At 49.1% G+C, this 24,750-nt stretch carries 24 protein-coding genes; 23 read left to right on the top strand and 1 reads right to left on the bottom strand.

The features are described from left to right. Positions 1 to 28 precede the first annotated feature (28 nt). Complete coding sequence (helD, locus tag C1710_RS02235) at positions 29 to 2,326, bottom strand: RNA polymerase recycling motor HelD (protein WP_102279582.1); 2,298 nt, start codon at positions 2,324 to 2,326, stop codon at positions 29 to 31. Between the two features lie 190 nt (positions 2,327 to 2,516). Between helD and C1710_RS02230 the strand changes: the two genes are divergently transcribed. The 23 genes from C1710_RS02230 (at position 2,517) to C1710_RS02120 (ending at position 24,617) form a co-directional block, all read left to right on the top strand. Further along, on the top strand, positions 2,517 to 3,446 hold the full coding sequence (locus tag C1710_RS02230; protein WP_102279579.1) for a Ppx/GppA family phosphatase: 930 nt from the start codon (positions 2,517 to 2,519) through the stop codon (positions 3,444 to 3,446). Further along, positions 3,436 to 4,701 carry a hydroxymethylglutaryl-CoA reductase, degradative gene (locus tag C1710_RS02225; RefSeq protein WP_102279577.1) on the top strand — a complete coding sequence of 422 codons (1,266 nt, stop codon included), beginning with the start codon at positions 3,436 to 3,438 and terminating at the stop codon, positions 4,699 to 4,701. Before C1710_RS02230 ends, C1710_RS02225 begins: the two co-directional genes overlap by 11 nt. Then, positions 4,694 to 5,662, top strand: coding sequence for an IpaB/EvcA family protein (locus C1710_RS02220; protein ID WP_102279574.1), 969 nt, complete (start codon positions 4,694 to 4,696; stop codon positions 5,660 to 5,662). Before C1710_RS02225 ends, C1710_RS02220 begins: the two co-directional genes overlap by 8 nt. 5 nt (positions 5,663 to 5,667) lie before the next feature. Beyond that, entirely contained in the window at positions 5,668 to 6,378 is a 711-nt protein-coding gene (locus C1710_RS02215) for an NAD-dependent protein deacylase (protein ID WP_102279571.1), read from the top strand. 2 nt (positions 6,379 to 6,380) lie between these two features. Then, entirely contained in the window at positions 6,381 to 7,436 is a 1,056-nt protein-coding gene (locus C1710_RS02210) for a zinc-dependent alcohol dehydrogenase family protein (protein WP_102279568.1), read from the top strand. A gap of 79 nt (positions 7,437 to 7,515) precedes the next feature. Then, on the top strand, positions 7,516 to 8,760 hold the full coding sequence (locus C1710_RS02205; protein ID WP_102279565.1) for an MFS transporter: 1,245 nt from the start codon (positions 7,516 to 7,518) through the stop codon (positions 8,758 to 8,760). Between the two features lie 30 nt (positions 8,761 to 8,790). Beyond that, a complete protein-coding gene (locus C1710_RS02200) occupies positions 8,791 to 9,639 on the top strand; it encodes a DUF72 domain-containing protein (RefSeq protein WP_102279562.1) in 849 nt (282 codons plus the stop codon). 346 nt (positions 9,640 to 9,985) lie between these two features. Further along, entirely contained in the window at positions 9,986 to 11,986 is a 2,001-nt protein-coding gene (gene metG / locus C1710_RS02195) for a methionine--tRNA ligase (protein ID WP_102279560.1), read from the top strand. A 60-nt stretch (positions 11,987 to 12,046) separates the two neighbouring features. Beyond that, positions 12,047 to 12,823, top strand: a complete 777-nt coding sequence (locus tag C1710_RS02190) for a TatD family hydrolase (protein ID WP_102281721.1) — start codon at positions 12,047 to 12,049, stop codon at positions 12,821 to 12,823. Next, positions 12,820 to 13,386 carry a ribonuclease M5 gene (rnmV, locus tag C1710_RS02185; protein ID WP_102279558.1) on the top strand — a complete coding sequence of 189 codons (567 nt, stop codon included), beginning with the start codon at positions 12,820 to 12,822 and terminating at the stop codon, positions 13,384 to 13,386. Before C1710_RS02190 ends, rnmV begins: the two co-directional genes overlap by 4 nt. Continuing rightward, a complete protein-coding gene (gene rsmA, locus C1710_RS02180; RefSeq protein WP_102279555.1) occupies positions 13,379 to 14,275 on the top strand; it encodes a 16S rRNA (adenine(1518)-N(6)/adenine(1519)-N(6))-dimethyltransferase RsmA in 897 nt (298 codons plus the stop codon). Before rnmV ends, rsmA begins: the two co-directional genes overlap by 8 nt. Before the next feature lie 72 nt (positions 14,276 to 14,347). Next, entirely contained in the window at positions 14,348 to 14,605 is a 258-nt protein-coding gene (locus tag C1710_RS02175) for a Veg family protein (RefSeq protein ID WP_102279553.1), read from the top strand. A 103-nt stretch (positions 14,606 to 14,708) separates the two neighbouring features. Beyond that, positions 14,709 to 15,560, top strand: coding sequence for a 4-(cytidine 5'-diphospho)-2-C-methyl-D-erythritol kinase (gene ispE, locus C1710_RS02170; protein WP_102279550.1), 852 nt, complete (start codon positions 14,709 to 14,711; stop codon positions 15,558 to 15,560). Positions 15,561 to 15,597: 37 nt separating this feature from the next. Next, positions 15,598 to 16,524, top strand: a complete 927-nt coding sequence (locus C1710_RS02165) for a metal ABC transporter solute-binding protein, Zn/Mn family (protein WP_102281719.1) — start codon at positions 15,598 to 15,600, stop codon at positions 16,522 to 16,524. Next, a complete protein-coding gene (locus tag C1710_RS02160; RefSeq protein WP_102279548.1) occupies positions 16,515 to 17,186 on the top strand; it encodes an ATP-binding cassette domain-containing protein in 672 nt (223 codons plus the stop codon). Before C1710_RS02165 ends, C1710_RS02160 begins: the two co-directional genes overlap by 10 nt. After that, complete coding sequence (locus C1710_RS02155) at positions 17,186 to 17,980, top strand: metal ABC transporter permease (RefSeq protein WP_102279546.1); 795 nt, start codon at positions 17,186 to 17,188, stop codon at positions 17,978 to 17,980. Before C1710_RS02160 ends, C1710_RS02155 begins: the two co-directional genes overlap by 1 nt. A 106-nt stretch (positions 17,981 to 18,086) precedes the next feature. Continuing rightward, on the top strand, positions 18,087 to 18,926 hold the full coding sequence (gene purR / locus C1710_RS02150; RefSeq protein ID WP_102279544.1) for a pur operon repressor: 840 nt from the start codon (positions 18,087 to 18,089) through the stop codon (positions 18,924 to 18,926). Positions 18,927 to 18,928: 2 nt separating this feature from the next. Next, positions 18,929 to 20,296, top strand: coding sequence for a bifunctional UDP-N-acetylglucosamine diphosphorylase/glucosamine-1-phosphate N-acetyltransferase GlmU (gene glmU, locus C1710_RS02145; RefSeq protein WP_102279541.1), 1,368 nt, complete (start codon positions 18,929 to 18,931; stop codon positions 20,294 to 20,296). Between the two features lie 69 nt (positions 20,297 to 20,365). Next, complete coding sequence (locus tag C1710_RS02140; protein ID WP_102279538.1) at positions 20,366 to 21,358, top strand: ribose-phosphate diphosphokinase; 993 nt, start codon at positions 20,366 to 20,368, stop codon at positions 21,356 to 21,358. Between the two features lie 309 nt (positions 21,359 to 21,667). After that, positions 21,668 to 22,327, top strand: coding sequence for an amino acid ABC transporter permease (locus C1710_RS02135; protein ID WP_102279535.1), 660 nt, complete (start codon positions 21,668 to 21,670; stop codon positions 22,325 to 22,327). Further along, positions 22,308 to 22,979 carry an amino acid ABC transporter permease gene (locus tag C1710_RS02130; protein WP_102279532.1) on the top strand — a complete coding sequence of 224 codons (672 nt, stop codon included), beginning with the start codon at positions 22,308 to 22,310 and terminating at the stop codon, positions 22,977 to 22,979. Before C1710_RS02135 ends, C1710_RS02130 begins: the two co-directional genes overlap by 20 nt. 21 nt (positions 22,980 to 23,000) lie before the next feature. Further along, positions 23,001 to 23,741, top strand: coding sequence for an amino acid ABC transporter ATP-binding protein (locus tag C1710_RS02125; protein WP_102279529.1), 741 nt, complete (start codon positions 23,001 to 23,003; stop codon positions 23,739 to 23,741). A gap of 18 nt (positions 23,742 to 23,759) precedes the next feature. After that, positions 23,760 to 24,617: a transporter substrate-binding domain-containing protein gene (locus tag C1710_RS02120; protein ID WP_102279527.1), complete on the top strand. Its 858-nt coding sequence runs from the start codon at positions 23,760 to 23,762 to the stop codon at positions 24,615 to 24,617. The last annotated feature ends 133 nt before the right edge of the window (positions 24,618 to 24,750 follow it).

Below are 24,750 nucleotides of genomic sequence, written 5' to 3'. Positions count from 1 at the left end.
TCCGCTTTTGAAGTGGAAGGCCGTTTCTTTATTCTATTAGCAATTGGTCATTAGTTGAGTTGGTAATTACCCGGGCAGGCTGCCCAATACTAATGAGGGTTAATTCATGCATCGCTCGGCTAGCCATTGTGTAAATTATTCCGGTCGCGCGAGCGGGGGCAATCGCCTTTTGGGAAACATCCGCGATGACGGCATCAAACTCTAGTCCCTTGGCCAAATAAATTGGCAGAACCGCGACACCAGTAGATGGCAATTGACTATCCTTGCTCGTCATCAAGTGAGCATCGATGCCAGCATGATTGAGCTGCTGGTTGATAGCGGCTGCTTTGTCGGCAGTGGCTGTCAGAACAGCAACCGTTTGTGGCTTTTCAAGCATTCTTGTGAGTTCGTTGATCAACTCTTGACGAGCCTCTTGCTGGTTGGCGGTCTTGATAAGCCGTGGGCGAGCACCATGTCGGTTGAAGGGGATGATTTGGTCGCCATCGGGTAATAGCCGTCGTGCAAAATCTGTGATTTCGCTAGTAGACCGGTAGGCACGCCGCAATGTGACTAATCGTGGACGTTGCGCTTGGAGGGCGTCTTTGAGGCTAGCTAAGAGCTCTTCTGGTAGCTGCAGGGGATGGAAGAGTGCCTGCTCGGCGTCGCCCAGAATTGTAAACTTTGCTGCCGGGAAAGCGTGTCGCAGGTAAATGAGCATTGCAAGCGAATAGTCTTGCATTTCGTCAATAAAGACATACTGCATGGCCCGGTTTTGACCGCCACCCGTGAGCAAGTCACGTAAAAGCATTAATGGTGCGGTATGGATAAAGGAGAGCCGGTGGTACTCTAACTGGGTATTAAATTGGCTAACGAATTCTTGCCACTGTTCGGTACTAATTCCTGTCGGGCGGGGACACTGGGCTAAGAAGTCGGCATATTGCTCATTGATGTCAAAAAAGTAGTTGTTATAGATGGCATCGGCGACAACCCGTAACTGCTTTTTCGCCCATCGCCGGGCAAGGTGTTTTTGGAGGGCCTGCTCATCTTTAAAGTCATCAGGGGTATGCCGGCCATAGAGGGCGTGCAGCTGTTGGAGGTCGAGGGTGTCAAGGTCGGCAGCCACCCACTCACTTTTAGCTTCTTCCCGGGCACGCCGCTGGGTTTCTCTGATGAGGGCGTTTTTTAAGCGGACGACCCGGTCAGCTAGTGGCAAGGTTGTCGGTAAAGTATCAAAGATTGCGGCAATGTGTTCAGCGTCAAAAAAGATCTCGTCGCGGAAATGAATGGGCATAAAGCGAAGAGCAGCCTGGCCATTTTGCAGCCGGTCGCGATATTTAACGACCTCGTTCATGATCGCTGGCTGATTAAAGAAGTCATTGATTGGCTGCGGAATTTTCGATTGTTGCTCGTAGGTATCAAACAGGGTTTGAACATTGAGCCCTTCAAAGCGGTGTTTGAGAAAACCATCAAGGGTTACCTGCCGCATGTTTCGTTCGCCCAGGCTGGGCAAGACATCGGCAATGTAGTGGGAGAAAAGGAGGTTAGGACTGAACAAGACAATTTGATCGGCGTTCAATGACTCCCGCGAATGGTAAAGGAGGTAGGCAATTCGCTGCAGAATAGCGGAGGTTTTTCCAGAACCAGCGACCCCCTGAACGAGGAGCAGGTCGCTATCAGTATTGCGGATGATCGTATTTTGTTCCCGTTGGATGGTTGCAACGATATTGTGCATCTGGCGGTCGTCATGTTCGCCTAACGCCTGTTGGAGCAGTTTGTCGCCGACGACTTCATTTGTGTCGAACATATGGGTGATTTTTCCGTGAACAATGGTAAACTGCCGCTTCTTCACCAGAGTGGTAGTTCGTTGACCAGCGGGTGTTTGATAGGTAACCGGTCCAAGGTTGCCGTTGTAGTAAATTGCTGAAACCGGTGCCCGCCAGTCGTAAACTAAGAAGGATGACTGGTCAGCATTCATCAGCGATGCTGTCCCGATGTAGAGAGTCTCAACGTTTTTGTCGCCTTCGTCTTGAATGTCAATTCTGCCAAAGTAAGGCTGGTCGCGCAGCTGACGGAGAGTAGCCAGCTGGCCTTTGAGAATATCTTCGGTGGTTGCTGCTTGGTTAACCAGGCGCCGTTGTTGTTCGATCATCGCCCGGCTTTCGGCAATGTCGTCAACTTCGTAGCGGTTAATCGAGGCGTTTTCACCATAATTTTTCTCGACAGCGCGGGTTTCCTTGTGAGCATCTGCTAAGTCCTGCTTAGTTTGTGCAATTTGAGCATCGATGCTGGCAATCACTTGGTTGACGCGGGCTTGTTCTTTCGCCAATTCGGTACTTTCAGCTACCATCAGATCTCCTCCTTATATTAGGTTAATTATTGTATCACGGCTGATGGTGAAAAACTTCTTTGGTGGTCTGGAAAGGTGGAAAGCATTTTTTGGCGAAGCCGCTCGCTTTTCCAGTGTTTGTTGAACTTGAAAATGGTAAGATAAATAACGAGTAAAATAATCAAGAATCAGCATCGCGGAGGTGAGAAAAATGACCAACCTCGCAATTGTTGACCTGGGATCAAATTCTGCGCGGATGGCAATCAACGAAATTTTGCCAGACGGCCGCTTCCGTGAAATCCGACGGGTAAAGGAAAATAGTCGCCTTTCGGAGGGAATGAGCCGGGAGAAAGTGCTTAAAGAACTGGCAATGCGCCGGACAATCAAAGCCCTACAACGGTTCAAACGAATTTATCAGGAATATCCCGATATTGAAGTGCGGGCGATTACAACGGCAGCGGTTCGGCAGGCACGTAACCGGCAGGAATTTTTATCGCGGGTCAAAAAAGAGACTGGCATCGAACTGCAAGTGCTCTCGGGCAATAAAGAGGCATATTATGACTACTTGGGCGTTGTGAGGACGCTGAAACTAAACCACTGCCTTATTCTTGATGTTGGCGGCGCCAGCAGCGAGATGATTTTGGTGGAACACCGGCGGGCAACCCATTTGATTTCCATCCCCATTGGGGCGGTTAACCTGTCCGAACAGTTCCGCTTAGGGGGCTACGTCCAAGCGCGCGACCTGTTTCGGGCGGAAGTGGCGGTTAATGAGCGTTTCCGCAAGATTCCCTGGTTGCGTTATGCTTCCCGGGTACCCATTGTTCTGTTAGGTGGCGCCAACCGGACGCTGGCGCGGATGAGCATGGCGCACCGTCACCAGTGGTCGCGATCAATTCATGGCTACCACTTAAATTCCCGGGTGGTGTTTGCGACGTACCGTGAGTTATTGAGCCGTAACCTTCACCAGCGTAAACAAATGCCAGGACTCGAGCCGGACCGGGCAGACATCATCCTCGGGGGGATGCTGCCATTAGTTGCATTGTTAATGAGAAATCGCGATGGCCGCGTAATCTTTTCGGAAAGCGGCGTTCGCGACGGCATTATTACGGAGTATATTCAACTAAATCATCATGACAACTAATCATAACCAAAAATTTTACGAAAAAACGCCGGATGAGCGCCGGCAGTTATTAGGGAAACAATTCGGTTTAAGCAAAACTGAGTTAGCCGCATTAGCTGCTGATGCTTCCCCGGCTGGGAACCAGACGATTGAAAACTACCTGACTGACTACCGTATTCCGGAAGGAGTCGTGACGGGGTTGGTCGTCAACGGCAAGGAGTATACCGTTCCGATGGCCATTGAAGAACCGTCAGTTATTGCAGCTGCCTGCAACGGGGCGAAGATGACCGCCTATTCTGGGGGAGTGGCAGCGCCAGAACAGGACCGATTAATGATCGGCCAGGTGGTTTTGAAAAACGTTGCTAACCCTTACCTGTTCAAGAATCGCTTGCTCAAGCAAGAGGACGAGATCCTCAAAGTAGCCAATGAAGCCTACCCCTCCATTCAACAATATGGTGGCGGGGCTACCGGGATCAGGGTTCGTTGTCCGGAAGACTTTGTGATTATTGACTTGCTAGTTGATGTCGTTGACGCGATGGGGGCTAACATGGTCAACACCATGGCTGAAGCAGTGGGTCACTGGTTATCCGCAAAGGGGCAGACGGTTGTGGCGGCGATTTTGAGCAACTACGCGACGGATAGTCTACAAAGCGTTTCCTGCACCCTTGATTTTGCTGATATCGCCACTGACCAACTGAGCGGTGCTGATGTTGCGTCCCGGATTGCCGACTTGAGCTTCCTGGCACAAGTTGACCCCTACCGTGCTACCACCCATAACAAGGGAATCATGAACGGGATTGACGCGGTGATGCTCGCTGCCGGCAATGACTGGCGCGCCATCGAAAGCGGCGCCCATGCCTATGCAGCCATGGAAGGACAGTATCGTGGTCTAGCAACGTGGCACGTGGTCGGCGACAAGTTAGTCGGCAAGATGACTTTACCGATGGCTGTTGGTACTGTTGGCGGGTCAATTGGTACTCGTCAGTTGACGGCCACCAATGCCAAGATTAGCCAGATTAAGTCAGCTCCTGAATTAGCAGCGGTTGCTGCTAGTGTTGGCTTGGTTCAAAATCTAGCGGCCTTGCGAGCACTAGCGACGTCTGGTATCCAAGCGGGTCACATGAAACTGCAGTACCGGGTAGTAGCGATGCGGGCCGGGGCAACGGCGGAAGAAGCCGGACTATTGGCTAAGCGGTTAGCGGGTCTCGATCACGTTGACGAGCAAGTTGCTCAGCAAGAATTATCGAAGATGCGAAAGGAGCAGGCACATGACTGAAGAATTAAAGTTAAATAAGGCAAACCAGGACCTGCTCGACGAAGTTAACGACCTTTTCCCTCGTGGCTCAGTGTTTGTGCAGTTTCACGGGGAGAAGAGCGGCTTTGTTCGTCATGATCAGGCGGAGACGACTAGCTTGCCAGGGGGCCTGGTAATTACGGTGACTGACCTGACGGAGCCAAACTACACCGCTTCCCACGAGTTGTTGCACCTTTTGATGACTTTGCGGGGTTTTCCACAGATCTTTTTTGAGTTATCACTTGGTGACAAACAACTGGACGAGCAAATGATGATCATGGCTACCGACCTCTTCAATACGGTGGCTCACCAAATCGTGGTTGACCAACAACGTCAGCACGGCCTCATTAACGAACAAATTGAACAAGAATACTTTAAGGGTATTACTGCCACTTTGACTGACGAAGGCGATCAGGACGATGGTGAACGGACCCTACGCCTGCTGACCCTGCTGGATGCCCTGGTGTTCTATGCCGGCGGTCACATGACAAAGCAGCAGGAAGAAGAGTTGCAACGACGGTATCCGGTAGCGTGGGCCTCGGCGCAGTTCTTGTACGGGCAGGCAATGGAAAAACCAGTGAAATCGCCGTTTGAAATGCGGCGGACAGTGGTCAAATTATTCCGGCTCTTTGACACCCAGTTGCAGCAGTGGGGTCTTCCTGCACTGCATAATAACCAGTTTACGAGTTTGTCACCTGTGTTAAGCAAGCGGCAGCTGCGACTGGAAGTGGACCAGGTCTATGATATTTACCATTCTGAAATGACAGAACGGGATAGCAAGCGTCGGGCGTACGTTGTCCTGGGCAAAAACGACCAGCAAAACGCCTTTGTTTTACCAGCTCCAAAGGATGAATACTCTTCGGATCAAATGCTGAAGTTTTACCACCAGCCGGTAGAAGACTTATTGAAGTCACAGAACGTGCCATTTATTTTGAGGAAGTGATGCCAATGGCACTGGCAACTCAACACTACTTTGATGATGCCAATCACATTGTCTTTTTAACCGGGGCAGGGGTTTCGACTGCTTCGGGAATTCCGGATTTTCGGTCTGCCAATGGTCTTTATACGAAGAACAAGCGGGCAGAGTATTATCTCAGTCACCGCTACTTTGCGACTGACCCGGACGGATTTTATCAGTATTGCAAGGAAAACCTCTATTTTCCCGATGCTAAGCCTAACGTTATCCACCAAAAGCAAGCAGCTTTAACTCGTCAGGATCGGGCAACGGTGATTACCCAAAATATTGATAACTTGTACGAAGAAGCGGGAGCTAAGCACCTGATTGACTTTCATGGTAACCTTTATCACGTTTACTGTGAGAAGTGTGGTCAAACGGTTGACTGGCACGAATACTTGAAGAGTCGTCTTCACCAAATAGACAACGGGCCACTGAGACCCGACGTCGTACTTTATGATGAAGGGATTAAGGCGGCAGACATCGAGAATTCGGTACGGGCGATGCAGGAGGCGGACCTCGTGGTGATCGTTGGTACCTCAATGAAGGTATACCCGTTTGCTGGCCTGTTGGAGTACCGTAACCCAACCGCACCGGTGATTGCGATTAACCAGCAACGGCTGAGTTTTTCTTTCCCATTCACAATGGTTCAAGACGATGCAGTGAAGTATTTTGAAGAATTACAAGTCGGTGGGGAGGCTTAAGAATGTCAGGAGAATCAGGGGCAACGCTTTCTCTGCCATCGATGATGAAGGCGTGGACCATCACTACCCCGGGGCCGCTGGATGGTCCGGTTGCACCAATTAAGTTGGTGGATAAGAAAGTACCGGTTCCCCAGCGTGGTGAAATGTTGGTAAAGGTGTTGACCTGCGGTGTTTGCCACACTGACCTTCACGTTACTGAGGGTGACCTGCCGGTTCATCGTGAACACTTGACACCGGGACACGAAATTGTCGGTAAAGTGGTTGCTTTCGGATCAGAAACATCACGCTTTCAGTTGGGTGACCGAATTGGTGTACCGTGGTTTCGGCATGCTTGCGGTGTTTGTGAGTATTGTCGCAGCGGACACGAAAACCTGTGCCCGCACTCGGTTTATACTGGTTGGGATCACGATGGTGGCTATGCTCAGTATGTTACTGTTCCGGAAGGATTTGCTTACCGGCTGCCAGCAGAGTTTGATTCACTGACAGCGGCGCCACTGCTGTGTGCCGGGATTATTGGCTACCGTTCGTTTTTACGGGCTAACGTTCCAGCTGGCGGGACGTTAGGAATCTACGGTTTTGGTGGGTCGGCTCATTTGACGGCACAGTTGGCACTTGCCCAGGGGATTGCAGTTCATGTCTTTACTCGTGGAAAAGATGCCCAACGATTTGCGCTCCAACTTGGTTGTGCTTCGGCGCAGGGAGTAGATGCTAAAACACCGGTGCCGCTTGATTCGGCTATTACTTATGCGCCAGTGGGAACGATTGTGCCGCGGGCTCTTGCTAACCTCAAACCGGGTGGGACCTTGGCTTGCGCCGGTATCCACATGACTGATATTCCTCAACTGAGCTACCAGGAAGCCATTTTCCATGAGAAAAACCTGACAAGTGTCGAAAGTAACACGCGGCGTGACGGAGAAGAGTTCCTGACTTTGGCGGCTCGCTTGCATATTGCGCCGACGACTCATGAGTACCCGTTTGCCAAGGCCCTTGAAGCTATGCGGCGGGTCAAAGAAGGAGATATTGAAGGTGCTTGTGTCCTCCGTGTCGCTAATGACTAGACAATTACGAAAAAACCGGTTATAGTTAAAAAGATATGTCAATAAGGAGCTGCGGGAATGTGCCGCGCAGCCCCTTATTTTGTTACAATTTTTTATTAATTATTTTTTGGAGGCAAAAATGACCAAACAAGTACGACGAATTATTTACATCGTGCTCTTTTGCGAATTTTTAATTTGTTTAGGGATGAGTTTAATTTTCCCCGTTGAACCGTTTATCAAGAGTGAATACCACTTTTCGGCGTTTGACATGGGAATGATGTCGTCTCTCTTTGCGTTCGTTCAGTTTCTGGCATCACCAGTAGTGGGCCGAATTTCCGATACGATTGGCCGTAAGCCCTTGTTAGTGTGGGGATTAATCATCTTCTCTCTCGCCGAATTTGTCTTTGCGGCAGCTAACCATCTCTGGTTATTTAACATTTCACGGGCAGTGGACGGGTTGTCAGCGGCAATGTTTGTACCGACTTCGATGGCTCTCGCTGCAGATATAACCACCAGAGAATACCGGGCAAAGGTAATTGGCTGGCTGTCGGCGGCCTTTTCTGGCGGGTTAATGCTGGGGCCCGGAATAGGTGGTATCTTAGCGGGGATCTCATTCAAGGCACCGTTCTGGGTAGCCGGCTTCTTGGGAGTGATTGCTTCGGTAATTGCGATTGTGGCCCTGCCAGCGGACAAAACAATCGAAAACGCTGAACCGGTTAAGCACCCGCGTAAACGGGAAGGATCGACTGGCTGGTCAGCAGTGAAGAAAATGCTGACGCCGTCAATGACGATCTTATTTTTGATGATCCTCGTTTCAGCATTTGGTCTTGCCGGGTTCGAAAGTATTTACTCGATTTACGTAAATGAAGTCCATGGTTTTTCATTAGCTGAAATTGCCCTGGTCTTAACAGTGAACGGGGTACTGTCACTGCTGTTACAGCTCTTCCTCTTTGACTGGCTGGTAGTTCACTTATCCGAGGTTGTTATTACTCGCTGGTCGTTCTTCTTTGCGGTCATTGGGACAATCATTATTATCTACGACCACACTAACTGGCATATTTTCCTGGCAACTCTGCTGGTTTACGAGTCGTTTGACCTCCTGCGGCCAGCGATTACCACCTTGTTAACCAAACTGACTGAAGAAAACCAGGGGCTGCTTAACGGTATTAACATGTCACTGACCAGCGTTGGTAACGTTATTGGTCCCTTAATGGCTGGTGCATTGCTTGATGTGAACTATCAGTACCCATTCTGGCTGGTTTCTCTTTTCCTGATGGTCTCCTTCTTTATTACGATGGGAATGGGACACTTGAAAAAGATTAGCGGGCGTGACTATCATAGCTAATGTTAGGAGCCGCGCTAAGGAGGTGGCAGGATGAAGGTAACTTTGGGAACAACCACCTGGACGGAACACCCCGTATTAATTGACGGGGCAAGTCGACCAGTGACCCTCGCAGAGTATGCAGCATACTTCCCTGTTGTTGAAGTTGACACTTTTTTCTACGCAATTCCGAATACGGCGACGGTTGCCCAGTGGTTGACCAACGTTCCTGCGAGCTTTCAATTCCTAATCAAAGCTAACCGGGTGATGACTAGGCACCAGGGGCCTAATGATGACTTGCCACTGGAGGAAGCATTTGCCCGTTACCGCGACGCAGTTGCCCCCTTAGTCGCGACAGGTCAGTTGAAGGCAGTGCTCTTTCAGTTTCCGCCATATTTTACGGCCATTCCAGAGAACATCGACTACCTCCAGACGGTTCGTCACCTCATGGGCGGCTTGCCAGTGGCGGTTGAATTTCGCCACGCTAGTTGGTTGGCACCAGGGGTTGCAAAGTCGACGGCAGACTTTTGCGCGGACCTGGGGCTGACACTGGTTGCGGCTGATGAACCGAACCAGCTAACTACCAGTGTTCCTTTTTACCTGGCTACGACGACGCCGTCACTAGCTATCTTGCGGCTTCATGGCCGAAATAAGGCGGGATGGAATCATCCCGGGCCCAACTGGCGGCGCGAACGAACTAATTATCGTTACTCGGTGGATGAACTGAAGCAGTTTCAAGTTGCAATTGAGCAGTTAACGCCGGCCCCCGCAGAAGTCTGTGTTATTTTTAACAACAACTCTAACCGGGATGCCGCGCCAAACGCGCTTCAATTACAGAAGCTCATGGGGATCCATTTCTCTGGATTAAATCCCCAGCCGCCAAAACAGCTGAGCTTATTTTAAAAAACAACGAGTGAGCGTGACCAACCGTGAAACAGAAATCAGAATGATTTCGTTTTTGAACGGTTCTAACGCGGAAGTCATTTATGACTTCGTCGTCACGACGCGCAGCTAGGCTATCTGCCGCCCCTGCGAGCAACAATAGGCCTCTAGCGTTCGGTTTTACCAGAACGTTAGAGGCCATTGTTGTACCGCCGGTTAACTTTTAGTGTGAATAAGGGGTGTTATGTCACAACCCTTTTTTCGTTTAATAGACAAAGTTGGCCGAAAACGGTTACCAGTTTCACCTCAACGCAGTATCTTTGCTATAATGGCAAGTACGATAATGAAAGAAAAAGAAGGTTCCTCCATGACTAAACAAAAACCAACATTTTATATTACAACTCCAATTTATTACCCGTCGGGTCGCCTTCACATCGGCAACTCGTATACAACGGTGGCCTGTGATGCGATGGCTCGCTACAAACGGCTAATGGGCTTTGATGTCTTCTTCTTAACCGGGACCGATGAACACGGCCTTAAAATTGAACAAAAGGCAGAAAAACTCGGCATGAAGCCGCAAGAGTACGTTGACCAGATGGCAGCGGGCATTAAAAAGCTGTGGAAAACACTGGATATTACTAACGACAAATTTATCCGGACGACCGATGAATACCATGAAAAGGCCGTTCAGAAAATCTTTGAAAAACTGTTGAAACAGGGTGATATTTATAAGGGCAAGTACACTGGCTGGTACTCTGTTGATGACGAGGAGTACTTTACCGACAGTCAGTTGGCCGAAGTCTACCGTGATGATAATGGGAAGGTAATTGGCGGGAAAGCCCCGTCAGGCCACGAAGTGCAACTGGTTGAAGAAGAATCTTACTTCTTTAAAATGAGCAAGTACGCTGACTGGTTGATGAATTACTACAAGGAACATCCAGAATTTATCGAACCACATTCACGGATGAATGAAATGGTGAATAATTTCCTCAAACCAGGACTAGAAGACCTGTCTGTTTCCCGGACGTCCTTTAATTGGGGGGTTAAGGTGCCAAGTGACCCGAAGCACGTCGTTTATGTCTGGATCGACGCACTGAGCAACTATATTACTGCTCTGGGCTATGGTTCCGATGATGATCGTCTCTTTAAGAAGTTCTGGCCGGCTGACATCCACATGGTGGGGAAAGAAATTGTTCGTTTCCACACGATCTACTGGCCAATCATTCTCCACGCCCTGGGATTGCCCCTGCCGAAGCACGTTATCGGCCACGGCTGGTTAACGATGAAGGATGGCAAAATGTCCAAGTCGCGGGGAAACGTTATTTACCCTGAAACTTTGGTTGACCGTTATGGGCTAGACGCCACCCGGTACTACTTGTTGAAGTCAATGCCGTTTGGCAACGACGGGGTCTTCAGTCCAGAAGACTTTGTTGATAAGGTCAACTTTGACCTCGCTAACGACCTTGGTAACCTTTTGAACCGGACGGTCGCCATGGTTAACAAGTACCAAGGCGGTCAGCTCGACGGCCAGCCAACTGCTACGACGGATTTTGATGCCGACCTGGCTGACACAGCTGCCCGGGCAATTGATACCTTTAAGGTGGAGATGGACGCTACTCACTTCCAAGACGCCTTGTCTGCTGTCTGGGAGTTGGTTGCCCGTGCGAACAAGTACATCGACGAGACTGAACCATGGGTTTTGGCAAAGGATGAGAGCAAGAGTGCCGAACTAAGTGACGTCATGACCCAGCTAGCGAAGTCACTGCGGGTTATTGCCGCATTGTTGCAGCCAATGATGCCAAAAGCCCCAGCGGAAATTTGCCGTCAATTGGGCCTGCCAGCTGAACAAATTGAGTTAGCGGATCTCTCTTTCGCGGACTTCCCAGCTTCTGCAAAGGTAGTTGCCAAGGGTCAGCCAATTTTCCCACGGCGCGACGTTAACGAAGAAGTGAAGTTCTTGAAGAGCCAGATGACTAAGAATACTAAGCAGAAGGGGAGAAAAGCAATGGAAGAGGCCAAGCAAAAGGCTACTGCCGGCAAGAAAGAAATCCGGATCGATGTCTTCGACAAGGTAGAGTTGAAGGTTGGTAAGATTACTGCTGCCGACCACGTTGAGGGTGCTGATAAGCTGCTGAAGTTTGCCATTGACGATGGTGCTGATGGCCGGCAGATCCTTTCCGGAATCGCTAAGTGGTACCCAGACCCGTCAGTTCTGGTTGGTAAGAAGGTTGTCTTTGTTGCTAATTTAAAACCGCGGAAGATGCGTGGTGAACTGAGCCAGGGGATGTTGTTGTCATCTGAACATAACGGCCAAGTGCAGTTATTGACGTTGCCAGACAGCATGGTTCCTGGTTCACCAGTTGAATAAGGTGACATTGTGAGTAAAAAAAAGAAAGACCCAACTTTAGTCGACGCTAACATTCCAGCAATGCGGGTCTACGACTCCCATACCCACCTCAACGATGACGCCTTTTATGATGACGTTCCAAAGTGGCTACAGAAAGCCGCGGACCTCGGTGTGGTGGAGATGAACATTGTTGGTTCTAATAAAAAGTTGAACGACCGGGCGCTGAAACTAGCTGAACAATATCATCAGCTGCACGCCATCGTCGGCTGGCACCCGGAAGATGCGAAAAATTATGACCAGGCGGCCGAGGATGAATTAGTGACCAACTTGCAGAACCCGTTAGTTGTCGGCCTGGGTGAAATCGGACTGGACTATCACTGGGACACCTCGCCTCGTGACGTTCAGCGGAAGGTATTTGCCCGCCAGCTGGAAATCGCTGCTGACTTACATGTGCCGGTTAGCATTCACTGCCGGGACGCCTTTGCCGATGCCTACCCGTTATTAAAGGCAGCCCACGTTGGCGACTTTGGCGGGGTGATGCATAGTTTTAACGGTGATCCTGAATGGTTGAACAAGTTCTTGGACCTCGGAATGGAAATTTCTTATTCGGGAGTTGCTAGCTTTAAGAATGCCAAGGAAGTTCATGAATCGGTTAAACAAACGCCACTCGACCACCTGCTGGTGGAAACCGATGCCCCTTATTTGACGCCTGAGCCGCACCGGGGTGAACAGAACCAGCCAGCATATTCACGCTTTGTAGTGATGGCAGTGGCTAAGTGGAAGGAAATTGACCCGGTAGAAGTAGCTAAGACTACTTATGCTAATGCCCAGCGACTTTTCCCGGTAAAGAATTCATGAAAAAAATAAAAGAAGTGATTGTCGTCGAGGGCAAAGACGATACTAAGCAGCTAGCGAAGGCCGTCGTTGCTGATACTTATGAAACCAACGGCTCGGCCCTGGATGAAGATGACCTATCACGGCTAGCAATCTTGCAAAAAAAGCGCGGGTTGATTATTTTGACTGACCCTGATTATAACGGTGAACGGCTCCGTAAGATCATCAGTCAGCGGATTCCGGGCGTTAAACAAGCCTTTATTACTCGCGCTCAGGGTGTTCCCGGGACGACAACTGGCAGTCTGGGTGTTGAGCACGCGGATCCAGCGGTAATTAGAGCTGCTTTAGCGCACCTTTACACGACTACCACTGATCAGCACACCAGCTGGCAACAGGGTGATCTGACCCGGGCGGGCTTGGTCGGTTCTTCCCGTGCTAAGTACCGTCGGGAACGGCTGGGCCAGTTGCTCAATATCGGCTACGGCAACGGCAAGCAACTGCTGAAGCGGTTAAATATGTTTCAGGTGAGCCGTGCTGCCTTTGACCAGGCACTGAAGACGATCGAAGAGGAGGAAACTCGTGAGTAAACAGACAGCGATCGGCAGTTTAGGCCGGACCCAGGAAATCTTAAAGAAATATGGTATCCGTGCCAAGAAGAGTTACGGTCAAAACTTCCTCACCGACGTCAACGTACTGAAAAAAATCGTTGCGGCAGCAGATATTAATCGCGACGATAATGTGATTGAAATCGGTCCGGGCATTGGGGCGTTGACTGAACAACTGGCACTGGCTGCCGGACAAGTGTTGGCTTTGGAAATTGACCAAAGTCTGCTACCAGTCCTTGATGATGTTTTAGCACCATACGATAATGTGACGGTGGTTAACCAGGACGTACTTAAGGCTGATTTGCCGTCATTAATCAAGCAGCACTTTTCTGATCTACAAAAGCCAGTGAAAGTGGTTGCGAACCTGCCATATTACATTACCAGTCCCATCCTAATGGGGCTGCTAGCTAGTCCAGTTAGTTTTGATTGTATTTGCGTCATGATGCAAAAGGAAGTTGCCGAACGGTTGGCTGCTAAGCCGGGGACCAAACAATACGGTGCGCTGACACTGGCAATTCAGTACCATGGCCAAGCTCAGCTGGCGTTTGGTGTTTCCCGTCATTCGTTTGTGCCGGCACCAAATGTGGATTCCGCAATTGTGACGATTTCTCCCCGAAAAGCGCCACTAGCCCGGCTGCCCTTTAGCCAGCAGGCATTATTCAAGGTCATTCGTGGCTGTTTTGCTCACCGGCGAAAGAGTTTGCGTAATAACTTAAAGCGCTTCGTCGGGAAGGACGCGACAGTGCTGTCAAAATCAGTGGCGGTACTGGATCAGCTGGGCATTGATCCGCAGCTCCGACCAGAAAAGCTGACCTTATTGCAGTTTATCGACCTCACTAATGGCCTTCATGAGGCGCATTTAATTAGCTAGTTTGTAATAACATATGTTCAAATTGACAGCTTTGTGAAACGCGCGTATAATGTTTCACACGAGGTGAATTACGTGCCGAACACAATTGATGGCATTAAAGAACGGATTGATGCAGAGAAGGGCCAAGCAGTGCTGGTAACTGCCCAGCTAGGCCGCAACAGGGTGAAAAAACAGCGTGGTGTAATTGCCGAAACGTATCCCGCTGTTTTTGTGATTAAACTATCTCCTGAATCAGCAATCGGGACGATGGACCACGTTTCCTACACCTATACCGATATTTTGACTAAGGAAATTGCGGTAGATTTTCCTGCCGCTGAAATTGAAGAGTAAGAAGTCGTGGGAAATCCACGGCTTCTTTTTTCGTTATTGTTGAAAGGATGTACCGGTCATCGGTATAATTTAGGAGAGAAAATCCGAACGGGGGTGAGTCTTCATGAAATTGCAGGAAAAAGCGCCAGCGAAAATCAACCTGGCGCTCGACACGCCGATGCGCTATTTTGATGGCTTGCCCCGGTGGGACATGGTTATGACGTCAGTCGACCTCGCGGATTATGTCACTGTGGAGACTCACCAGCAGCCAGGAACTATTCGCGTCTTCACTGATAGTTGTTACCTGCCTAATGACCAACGCAACCTTGCCTTTCAGGCAGCTCATATCCTGCATAGCCGTTTTCATCGTACTGATGGGGTGACAATCCGGATTAAAAAGAAGATACCAGTGGCGGCAGGACTCGGCGGTGGCTCTAGTGACGCTGCGGCGGTTTTGAGGGCGCTTAATAAAATTTGGCAGTTAGGCCTTAGTCAGGGCGAGCTGGCCCGGCTTTCTTTAAGCATTGATTCTGATGTCCCTTACTGTATTTATAGTCAGACGGCTCACGTTACCGGCCACGGGGAGCAGGTTGATTTGTTACCGGCCTTTCCGCACTACTGGGCAGTCATTGCCAAGCAAAAGATCAGTGTGTCGACCCCGGCCATTTTGCGGCAAATCAACTATGAGCAGATTAAACACCTGCAGGTAGATAAGCTGATTGAAAGAATTAAAGTGGGTGAGTGGGCGGATACCTTTCAGTATATGGGTAACGTCTTAGAACCAGTGACGGCTGCTCAGTATCCACAAATTACCAAAATTAAAGACCGGATGCTCCGCCTGGGTGCTGACGCCGCGCAAATGAGTGGTACAGGCCCGACGGTCTTCGCTCTCTGCCATAATGAATCCCGCGCACGGCGGGTCGAAAATGGGTTGCGGGGATTTTGTCGTGAAGTTTACCGGGTGATGCTGTTATAGGAATAATGGGGGAAACGTTGCAGTGTTGGAACGACTAATGAAGGACCACTTTGTGCGTGGTGTTGCAGGACTAACTGTTTTTTTAGCGGTTATTTTATGTTTAATGATTACTGACTGGCGACCGACTTTTCACCGGCAAAAACCGGTAAGGGTGGTTACCAGTCTTGGCGTTTATGGTGATGTTGCCCGGGAGGTGGCTGGCCCTCACGGGCAAGTAACAACGCTCATCAATAGCACGGCAGTGGATCCGCATGATTTTCAGCCATCAACATCTCAGGCCGAAACCGTTTCCCGGGCAAACGTCGTGGTGGTTAACGGTCTGGGATACGATTACTGGCTTAATAAACTAGTGGCTAGTAATAACCGTCAGCTAGCAATGATTAATGTGGCACGGCAAGTTGCTAACAAGCATGCCGGCGATAATGAGCACGTGTGGTATCTGCCGTCAACTTTGCCACGTTTAGCTGATCGACTTGCTCAGCAGTATTCTAAAATCGACCCTGACCATGCGGACGACTACCACGCCAATGCCCGTCGTTTTAAGAAACAACTAACTCCGCTTCAGCAAACTATTGCTACTGCCAAGAAGAATGCACAGCGGTCAGCAAATAAGCGGGTAGCAGTTACAGAGCCGGTGTTTGACTATGCTTTGGACTACCTGGGTTATTCAATCAGCGATCCGCATTTTGCGAAGGCTGTTGAGGATGGGAGTGATCCCTCACCGGCCGACGTTCGCTATCTGCAGGACGACCTTGTTAATCACCGCGTCGCATTTTTGGTGGAAAATACCCAGAGTAGCGGGAAGACGATTAAGAATTTGGTTCAGTTAGCGAACAAGGAAAACGTTCCAGTTTTAAAGGTTACTGAGACCAAACCAAAAAACATTAGTGACGTCAACTGGCTATTAAACGAATACCAGCAGTTGATTCGGATTCAGGAGAAGGAGGGATCGTCATCGCATTAATTTCAGCTGATCATTTGACTCTTGGCTACGGAAAGCACGTGGTTGTCCATGACTTGAGCTTTGCCGTTAACCAGGGCGACTTCCTGGTTGTCATCGGGGAAAATGGTGTGGGAAAAACGACGCTGATTCGGTCTTTGTTGGGCTTTTTGACGCCCCAGGAAGGGACCATTAATAAGCAAGCAGGGCTACGAATTGGCTATGTCCCCCAGTTTCGCAACCTTGACGCCGAGTATCCCCTGTCAATCCGCGACTTTGTGGCGCTCAACTTTCCTAACACAATCCGTCCATGGTTATCACGGGATGAGAGACACCGTTTGCAACAGATTCTAGAACAAACTAAATTAGCGGAGACTGCTGAACGGCCGTTAGGGTTGGCCTCTGGTGGGGAAAAACAACGGGCCTACCTGGCCCAAGCACTGTTGGCCGCTCCGCAATTATTGATTATGGATGAATCTACGGCTAGTTTGGATAACGAGATGAAATTTGAATTGCTCGACCTTGTCAGCCGCTTTCAGCAACAGGGACTCTCGGTGCTCTTTATCACTCACGACTGGGAATTGGCCAAACACTATGGCACTCGTTACCTACATTTAATGCCGCAAGAATATGAACAGGGACCAATCAATGAGCTGCCCGCAAGCAGCGAGGAGGGTGACGAATAATGTTTCAACTGAGTTTTATGCGTCACGCCTTTGCGGCCGCCACTATTATCGCGGTGGTCAGCGGGATGATCGGTGTTTTTGTTGTTGCTCGCAATATGTCATTTTTGACCCATACGCTGTCAGAAATTGGTTTTTCGGGAGCGGCGTTTGCCGTCTTTATGCAGTGGCCTGCTTTATTGGGGATGCTATTGTTTACGACCCTGAGTTCGGTTATCGTCGGCCAGCTGAGCAGCGATGAAACACGGCGCGAATCGGTCATTAGTGCGGTCTCTGCGCTCTTTTTGGGACTAGGTATTCTGTTTTTATCATTGAGCAACAAGACAGCCAGTTCGGCTACTAGCATCCTTTTCGGGAGCGTTGTGGGCATTAGTTTGCCCGAGGTGTGGCAGCTGGTGATCCTGTCGGTGGTGGTATTTGCCGTCTTACTTCTTTGTTATAGAATGATGAAGTTTGATTCATTTGACGATGTTGGCGCACGGGCTAACGGGTTGCCGCAACGTCTCCTGGCAATTGTCTTTTTAATCCTAGTAGCAGTAGCGGTCAGTGTCGCCTCCCAAATTGTCGGTTCCCTGCTGATTTTTATTCTCCTGACGCTTCCCGCAGCTAGTGCTAAGTACTACACTCACGGGGTGGCTAAGATGATACTGCTTGCCGTGTTGTTTTCACTGGTGGGAACCTGGCTTGGCTTGTACTTGGCATACTTAAGCAACTGGCCGGTGAGCTTTTTTATTGCCACGATTGAAGTGCTAATTTATGGTAGCGCCCTGGTATATCGGTGGCGGGTTAATAATTAGCGGTCAGGCGAAGCTTTTTGGCAAAAAAGCAGGACGAAAAGCCGAACATTATGGTATGATTTGATGGTAATTTGTTTTATTTGTCCGGAAAAGGAAAGGTTAAACGATGAAAGTTAGACGGAGCAATCGTTTAGTTGATATGACGCATTACTTCATGGAGCACCCGCGGGAGCTGGTGTCCCTGAAGTTTTTTGGTGAACGTTACGGCGCTGCTAAGTCCTCAATCAGTGAGGATTTAAGCATTGTTCGCAAAACGTTTCATACGATGGGGGTAGGTAAACTGGCCACACTGCCTGGTGCGGCTGGTGGAGCGGAATTCACTCCCTGCTATTCTCAGCAGCGGGCAAGCGAACTGCTGAGCTCGCTTGAAGAAGCGGTTGATGATAAGAGTCGTCTGTTGCCAGGGGGGTATGTTTACTTATCTGACTTACTAGGCCGACCTGATATTTTACGGTCAGTGGGCCAGTTAATTGCGACCCAGTACGTCGATACCCAGGTTGACGTTGTGATGACGGTAGAAACGAAGGGGATTCCAATTGCCCAGAGTGTGGCCATGTACTTGAACAAGCCGTTTGTCATTGTCCGCAATAGCTCACACATCACAGAAGGTTCGACGGTCAGTGTCAACTATGTTTCTGGGTCATCAAACCGGATCAAGAAGATGGAATTATCACGGCGGACGCTTTCAGCGGGCGCACACGTCGTGGTTGTTGATGACTTTATTAAGGGTGGCGGAACGATTAACGGGATGTACTCGCTGATTAAGGAGTTTGGTGCCCACCTGGTTGGTGCAACGGTTTTTGCCGAAGGTCAGTTTAACGGCGACCGCTTGGTTAAGAACTGTACTTCGCTGATTAAGGTGCACGCGACGGATGCAGCCAACTCCGCAATTGAAGTTGGTCCTGGTAACTACATGGAAAATGTTTTTAACCAAAAGGAGCAATAGAAATGACTGAACGAAACGCAATTATTTTGGCAGCAGGCAAAGGGACACGGATGAAGTCCAAACTGTACAAGGTTTTACATCAGGTTTGCGGTAAATCAATGGTCGAACACGTCTTAGAACAATTACAGCAGGCAAAGATCGAAAACATTGTCACCGTTGTCGGGTTTGGCGCTGAAACAGTGAAGGAGGCGCTGGGTGATCGGACCCACTTTGCCCTCCAAAAGCAGCAACTAGGAACCGGTCACGCCGTAATGCAGACGGAAGACCTGCTCCATGACTCTACTGGTGAAACGATTATTGTTAGCGGGGATACACCTTTGCTGACTGCTGCAACCTTCCGGAAACTGTGTGAATACCATGAGCAGCGTCATTCAGCAGCTACTATTCTCACTTCTAATGCTCCTGATCCGACAGGCTACGGGCGGATTGTTCGTAACGACGTTGGCATTGTCGAACGGATAGTGGAACAAAAAGATGCCACGAAGGAAGAACGAGCTATTCACGAAATCAACACTGGCGTTTATTGTTTCGATAACCAGAAACTATTTGCGGCACTGAAGTTGATTAATAACAACAATGCCCAGGGTGAATACTACCTGACAGACGTCATTGGCATCCTCAAGCATGAGGGCGAGATTGTGACGGCTTACCGTGATGACGATTTTAACGAAACGATGGGCGTCAACGACCGCATTGCCCTCGCCCGGGCAAACGAACTGATGCGTCAGCGAATCAACACCAAGCTGATGAGTGAAGGGGTATCAATGATTGATCCTGACCATACTTACATTGATGCCGGTGTTAAAGTTGGGCGCGATACAGTGATTGAAGGCGGGGTAGTGATTAAGGGGCAGACCGTCATCGGTAGTGACTGCTTGATCGGTGCCCACTCGCGGATTACAGATTCTGTGATCCATGATGATGTCAAGGTGATTTCATCGACGCTGGAAGAGGCAGAAATGCACACCGGCAGCAACATCGGCCCTAACAGCCACTTGCGCCCGCAAGCTGAGATCGGCAAAAACGTTCACATTGGTAATTTCTGTGAGATTAAGAAAGCTTACATTGGCGACGGCACGAAGGTCGGTCACCTGACCTACATTGGCGATGCGACACTGGGTACGAACATCAACGTTGGTTGTGGGGTGGTCTTTGTTAACTACGACGGCGCTAAGAAGCACCACACCAACGTTGGAGACCACGCCTTTATCGGCAGCAACTCTAACCTGGTTGCGCCAGTTAACATTGCGGCGGACTCTTTTATTGCCGCTGGTTCGACGATTACTGATGATACGGACCGTTTTGACATGGCCATTGCCCGTTCACGTCAGACAAATAAAAAGGACTACGCGAAAAAATTACCGTGGTAAGCAGTTGCGCTTTACGTAAAAACTACTTATGATGTAAGCGTATGCGTATTGTTTGAATTGGAGGATCCGATGAAAGAACGTTATTTTGATGATCGGTTAAAGATCTTTGCACTCAACTCTAACCGACCACTGGCCCAAAAGATTGCCGATTATGTCGGGGTTGACCTGGGTAAGTTGTCCGTCGACCGTTTTTCTGATGGTGAAATTCAGATTAACATTGAAGAAAGTATTCGTGGAGATAATGTTTACGTTATCCAGTCAACTTCCGCTCCGGTTAATGACAACTTGATGGAATTGTTGATCATGATTGACGCCTTACGTCGGGCATCAGCTAACACGATCAACGTCGTATTGCCGTACTATGGCTATGCTCGTCAGGATCGCAAGACCCGCTCGCGGGAGCCAATCACGGCTAAGCTCGTCGCTAACATGATCGAGCATGCTGGCGCTGACCGCGTACTGGCGCTGGACCTGCATGCTGCCCAGATTCAGGGATTCTTTGACATTCCGGTAGACCACTTGATGGGTGCACCATTATTGGCTGACTACTTTATTGCTAACGGAGTGGCAGAATATGCCGTTGTGATTTCACCGGATCACGGTGGGGTTACCCGTGCTCGCGCGCTTGCCGAGTTTTTGAAGGCACCGATTGCCATTATTGATAAACGACGTCCACGCGCTAACGTGGCACAGATTATGAACATTATCGGGGACGTTCGCGGCAAGAAGTGTATCATGCTTGATGATATGATCGATACGGCGGGGACGATTACCCTGGGTTCCAAGGCTTTGATGGAACAGGGAGCAACGGAAGTCTATGCTGCTGCGACCCACGCTGTCTTGTCCGGCCCAGCAATTGAACGACTGGAAAAGTCACCACTAAAAGAGGTAGTGGTGACTGACTCCATCAAACTGACACCAGAAAAGCAAATCGATAAGATTAAGCAGGTATCAGTGGCGCCACTAATCGGGTCAGCTATTAAGCGGATCAACGAAAACCGGCCAGTCAGTCCGCTGTTTAATAACCGCTTTACTGAGATGGACGACGAAAACGAACAATAAAATACCGAGAAAAAGTAAGTTTGTTGTTGACATCGGCTGAAGATGCCATTAAAATACAAACTAACGAAAAGAAAGGAGACGAATCACATGCTAAACTTTGAGCTGTCAGCTGAACTTTGCGCTACTTGTTGTCTTTGTTGCAACAAGCTATTTGACATGCCCAAAGTTCAGTAATTCGTACTCCAATTAGTCGGTAAAATAACGGGATGGTTTCCCGGACTAATTAGACCTGCGAAGTCTGATAAGGGCTTGCAGGTCTTTTTTTAGGCGCTTTTACTTACTAAAAATAAGAAAGAGGAGGGAATAGTCATGGATTGGAGTGTCATCTCACAAAGCCTGCCAAATTTTGTTGCCGGTTTTAAACTGACCCTCTGGTTATCATTTGTCGGTATTGGTGGTGCAATTATCGTCGGGATTATTAGCAGCCTGCTTCAATACTTCCGAGTACCAGTAATTAGCCGGATAATAACGGCCTACGTCGAATTAGCACGTAACACCCCGTTGTTAATTCAGTTATTCTTCTTGTACTACGCCTTTCCGGTGATTGGTTGGAAAATGTCGGCAGATACTGCGGGGATTATCGGGTTGATTTTTCTCGGTGGTGCTTACATGTCTGAAGGTTTTCTTGGCGGCTTTAACGGGGTTTCGAAGTCACAAATTGAAAGCGGGAAAGCGCTGGGAATGAATAAGCTTCAGTTAGCCCGTTATGTGGTCTTCCGGCAGGGACTGGCTTTGAGCATGCCGGCCCTGGCAGCCAACGTTATTTTCTTGATTAAGGAAACGTCGATTTTTTCGGTAATTGCTATTCCGGAGCTGACGAACACGGCGCTTGATCTAATTGGCATGTACTACCGCTCCAATGAATACCTCTTCGTTCTGGTGGTTGCGTACGCCATCATCTTGATTCCGTTGATTATCTTCTTCGATTGGTTGGAAAGGAGGGTCCGTTATGGCACATTCGGGGATTAACGTTTTGTTTGAGGGCACTAACTTTGCTCGACTGATGGGCGGCCTGTGGACGTCTGTCTGGATTGCGGCTCTTTCACTAGTCATTGGTTTAGTACTGGGGACGCTGCTGGGACTGCTAAGAACAAGGCAAAACCGCTTTGTTCGGTTGCTCTTGCTACTGTACCTTGAATTTTTCCGAATTGTTCCGACGGTGGTTCTCCTTTTCCTTGTTTACTACATCTTACCGCGGCAGTTCCACGTGAACCTGCCTGCAACATGGATGGCAGTTCTTGCTTTTTCCCTGTGGGTATCAGCGGAGTTCAGCGATATTGTTCGCGGTGCTCTCGAGTCGGTACCAGTACACCAGCGGGAAACGGGATTGGCACTGGGGATGAATGAGTGGCAGTTATTCCGCTACGTATTACTACCACAGGCGTTTCGATTAGAGTTGCCGGCAACGATTAACCTGGCAACGCGGGTGGTGAAGACGACTTCTCTCTTGATGATGATTAGCATTATGGACGTGATCAATGTCGGTCAACAAATTATTGAGGCCAACAACCAGACCTATCCCACCGGTGTCTTCTGGGTTTACGGTTTGATTTTCTTCCTCTACTTCATCGTTGACTATCCGTTGTCGCGGTTGTCAAAGCGGCTAACGAACAATCATTAAACTAGGAAAGCAGGTGGCAAAATGGCAGAAGAAGTATTACGGGTTGAACACCTCAACAAATTTTATGGGGACTGGCAAGTCCTTTATGATATCAACTTTAAGATTAACCGCGGCGAGGTGGTCACCTTGCTGGGACCGTCTGGTTCCGGAAAAAGTACCCTTTTAAGAACGCTGAATGGGCTGGAAGACTTTCAAGACGGTAGTATCTACTTCCACAACAAGAAAGTTGAGCCAACTCATCAGCAGTGGTTGGCACTCCGGCAGAAAATTGGGATGGTGTTCCAGAGCTACGACCTTTTTCCTAACTTAACGGTGATGGAAAATATCCTCCTGGCACCAGTAAAGGTGCAGCACCGGGCAGAAGAAACGGTGAAAAAAGAGGCCAATGAATTACTGGAGCGCGTGGGTTTAGCTGACCAGGCTAATTCATATCCTCGTCAACTCTCTGGAGGACAGAAACAACGGATCGCGATTGTGCGGGCGTTGGCGATGCACCCAGAATTGATGCTCTTTGATGAGGTGACGGCTTCGCTTGACCCCGAGATGGTGCGTGGTGTCCTCAACATCATTAAGGAGTTAGCGGATCGTGACCACATGACGATGATTATCGTGACCCACGAAATGAACTTTGCGGCGCAAATTGCGGACAGAGTATTATTTTTGGAAAATGGCAAGATTTTAGAAGAAACGCTAGGCAAGCAGTTCTTTGACCACCCACAAACAAAGCGGGCGGCGGAGTTCCTTGGTAGTATGGATTATTAAGAGAAAGGGAGTACTAAAATGACAATTAACTGGAAAAAGATCGTTAAAGCGGCCCTGACTGTCGCTAGCATCGCTGCCTTGACACTGAGTGTGGTGAACCTCAAACCAACTAACGTGAACGCTGCAGATAAGGATAGTTCCGTTGCGGCCATTAAAAAACGGGGCGTGTTGCGAGTAGCAACGTTTGGTGACTTACCGCCATACGGTTGGGTCAACAAGGATGGTAAACGAGTTGGTTATGACGTAGCTCTTGCGCGCCAGATGGCTAAGGACATGGGCGTTAAAGTAAAGTTTGTGCAGGTTAACGCTAATAACCGTGTTGATACGTTGAACTCCAACAAGGCTGATATTGTTCTGGCCAACTTTACCGAAACGCCAGAAAGAAAACAGGCAGTTGACTTCGCTAAGCCGTACATGAAGGTCTCAGTGGGGGTCGTTTCGCCAAAGAGCAAGAAGATTACCAAAGTGAGCCAGTTAAAGGGTAAGAAACTGATTGTGACGAAGGGAACAACGGCAGAAAACTACTTTACGTCCAAACAAAAGGGTGTTTCCCTGCTGAAGTTTGATTCCAAGACGCAACAGTTTAACGCGCTGAAAAACGGCCGGGCAGCAGCGTTGGCAGACGACAACTCCTACCTTTACGCCTGGGTCAAAAAGAACCCGAAGTACACAGTGGGGATTAAGAGTGTGGGCCCTCACCAATACATTGCCCCGGCAGTTAAGAAGGGCAATAGTTCACTGTTGAACTGGACCAACAAGGAAATCAGCAAGCTGAACAAGCAAGGCTTCTTTACTAAGGACTTCAACCAGGAACTAAAACCGTACTTTGGTAGTGAAGTTAAGCCAAGCGATATCGTTTTAAAGCAAGGTAAATAAGACCAGTTGATGATCCGACATGTGGGTACGGCAAAATTGGTCTAGTCAAAACAACGACCAGGGAGTAGAACTTGAACGCTCCCTGGTTGTTTTTGGTCTAATTAACTAAGGAATTCTTAAGAAAGTTAATCCC

It is taken from the genome of [Lactobacillus] timonensis (assembly GCF_900240275.1).
GTDB classification, from domain to species: domain Bacteria; phylum Bacillota; class Bacilli; order Lactobacillales; family Lactobacillaceae; genus Limosilactobacillus; species Limosilactobacillus timonensis.
Note: the sequence above shows the minus strand (reverse complement) of the source record. Positions and strands in the feature narration are given on the sequence as shown.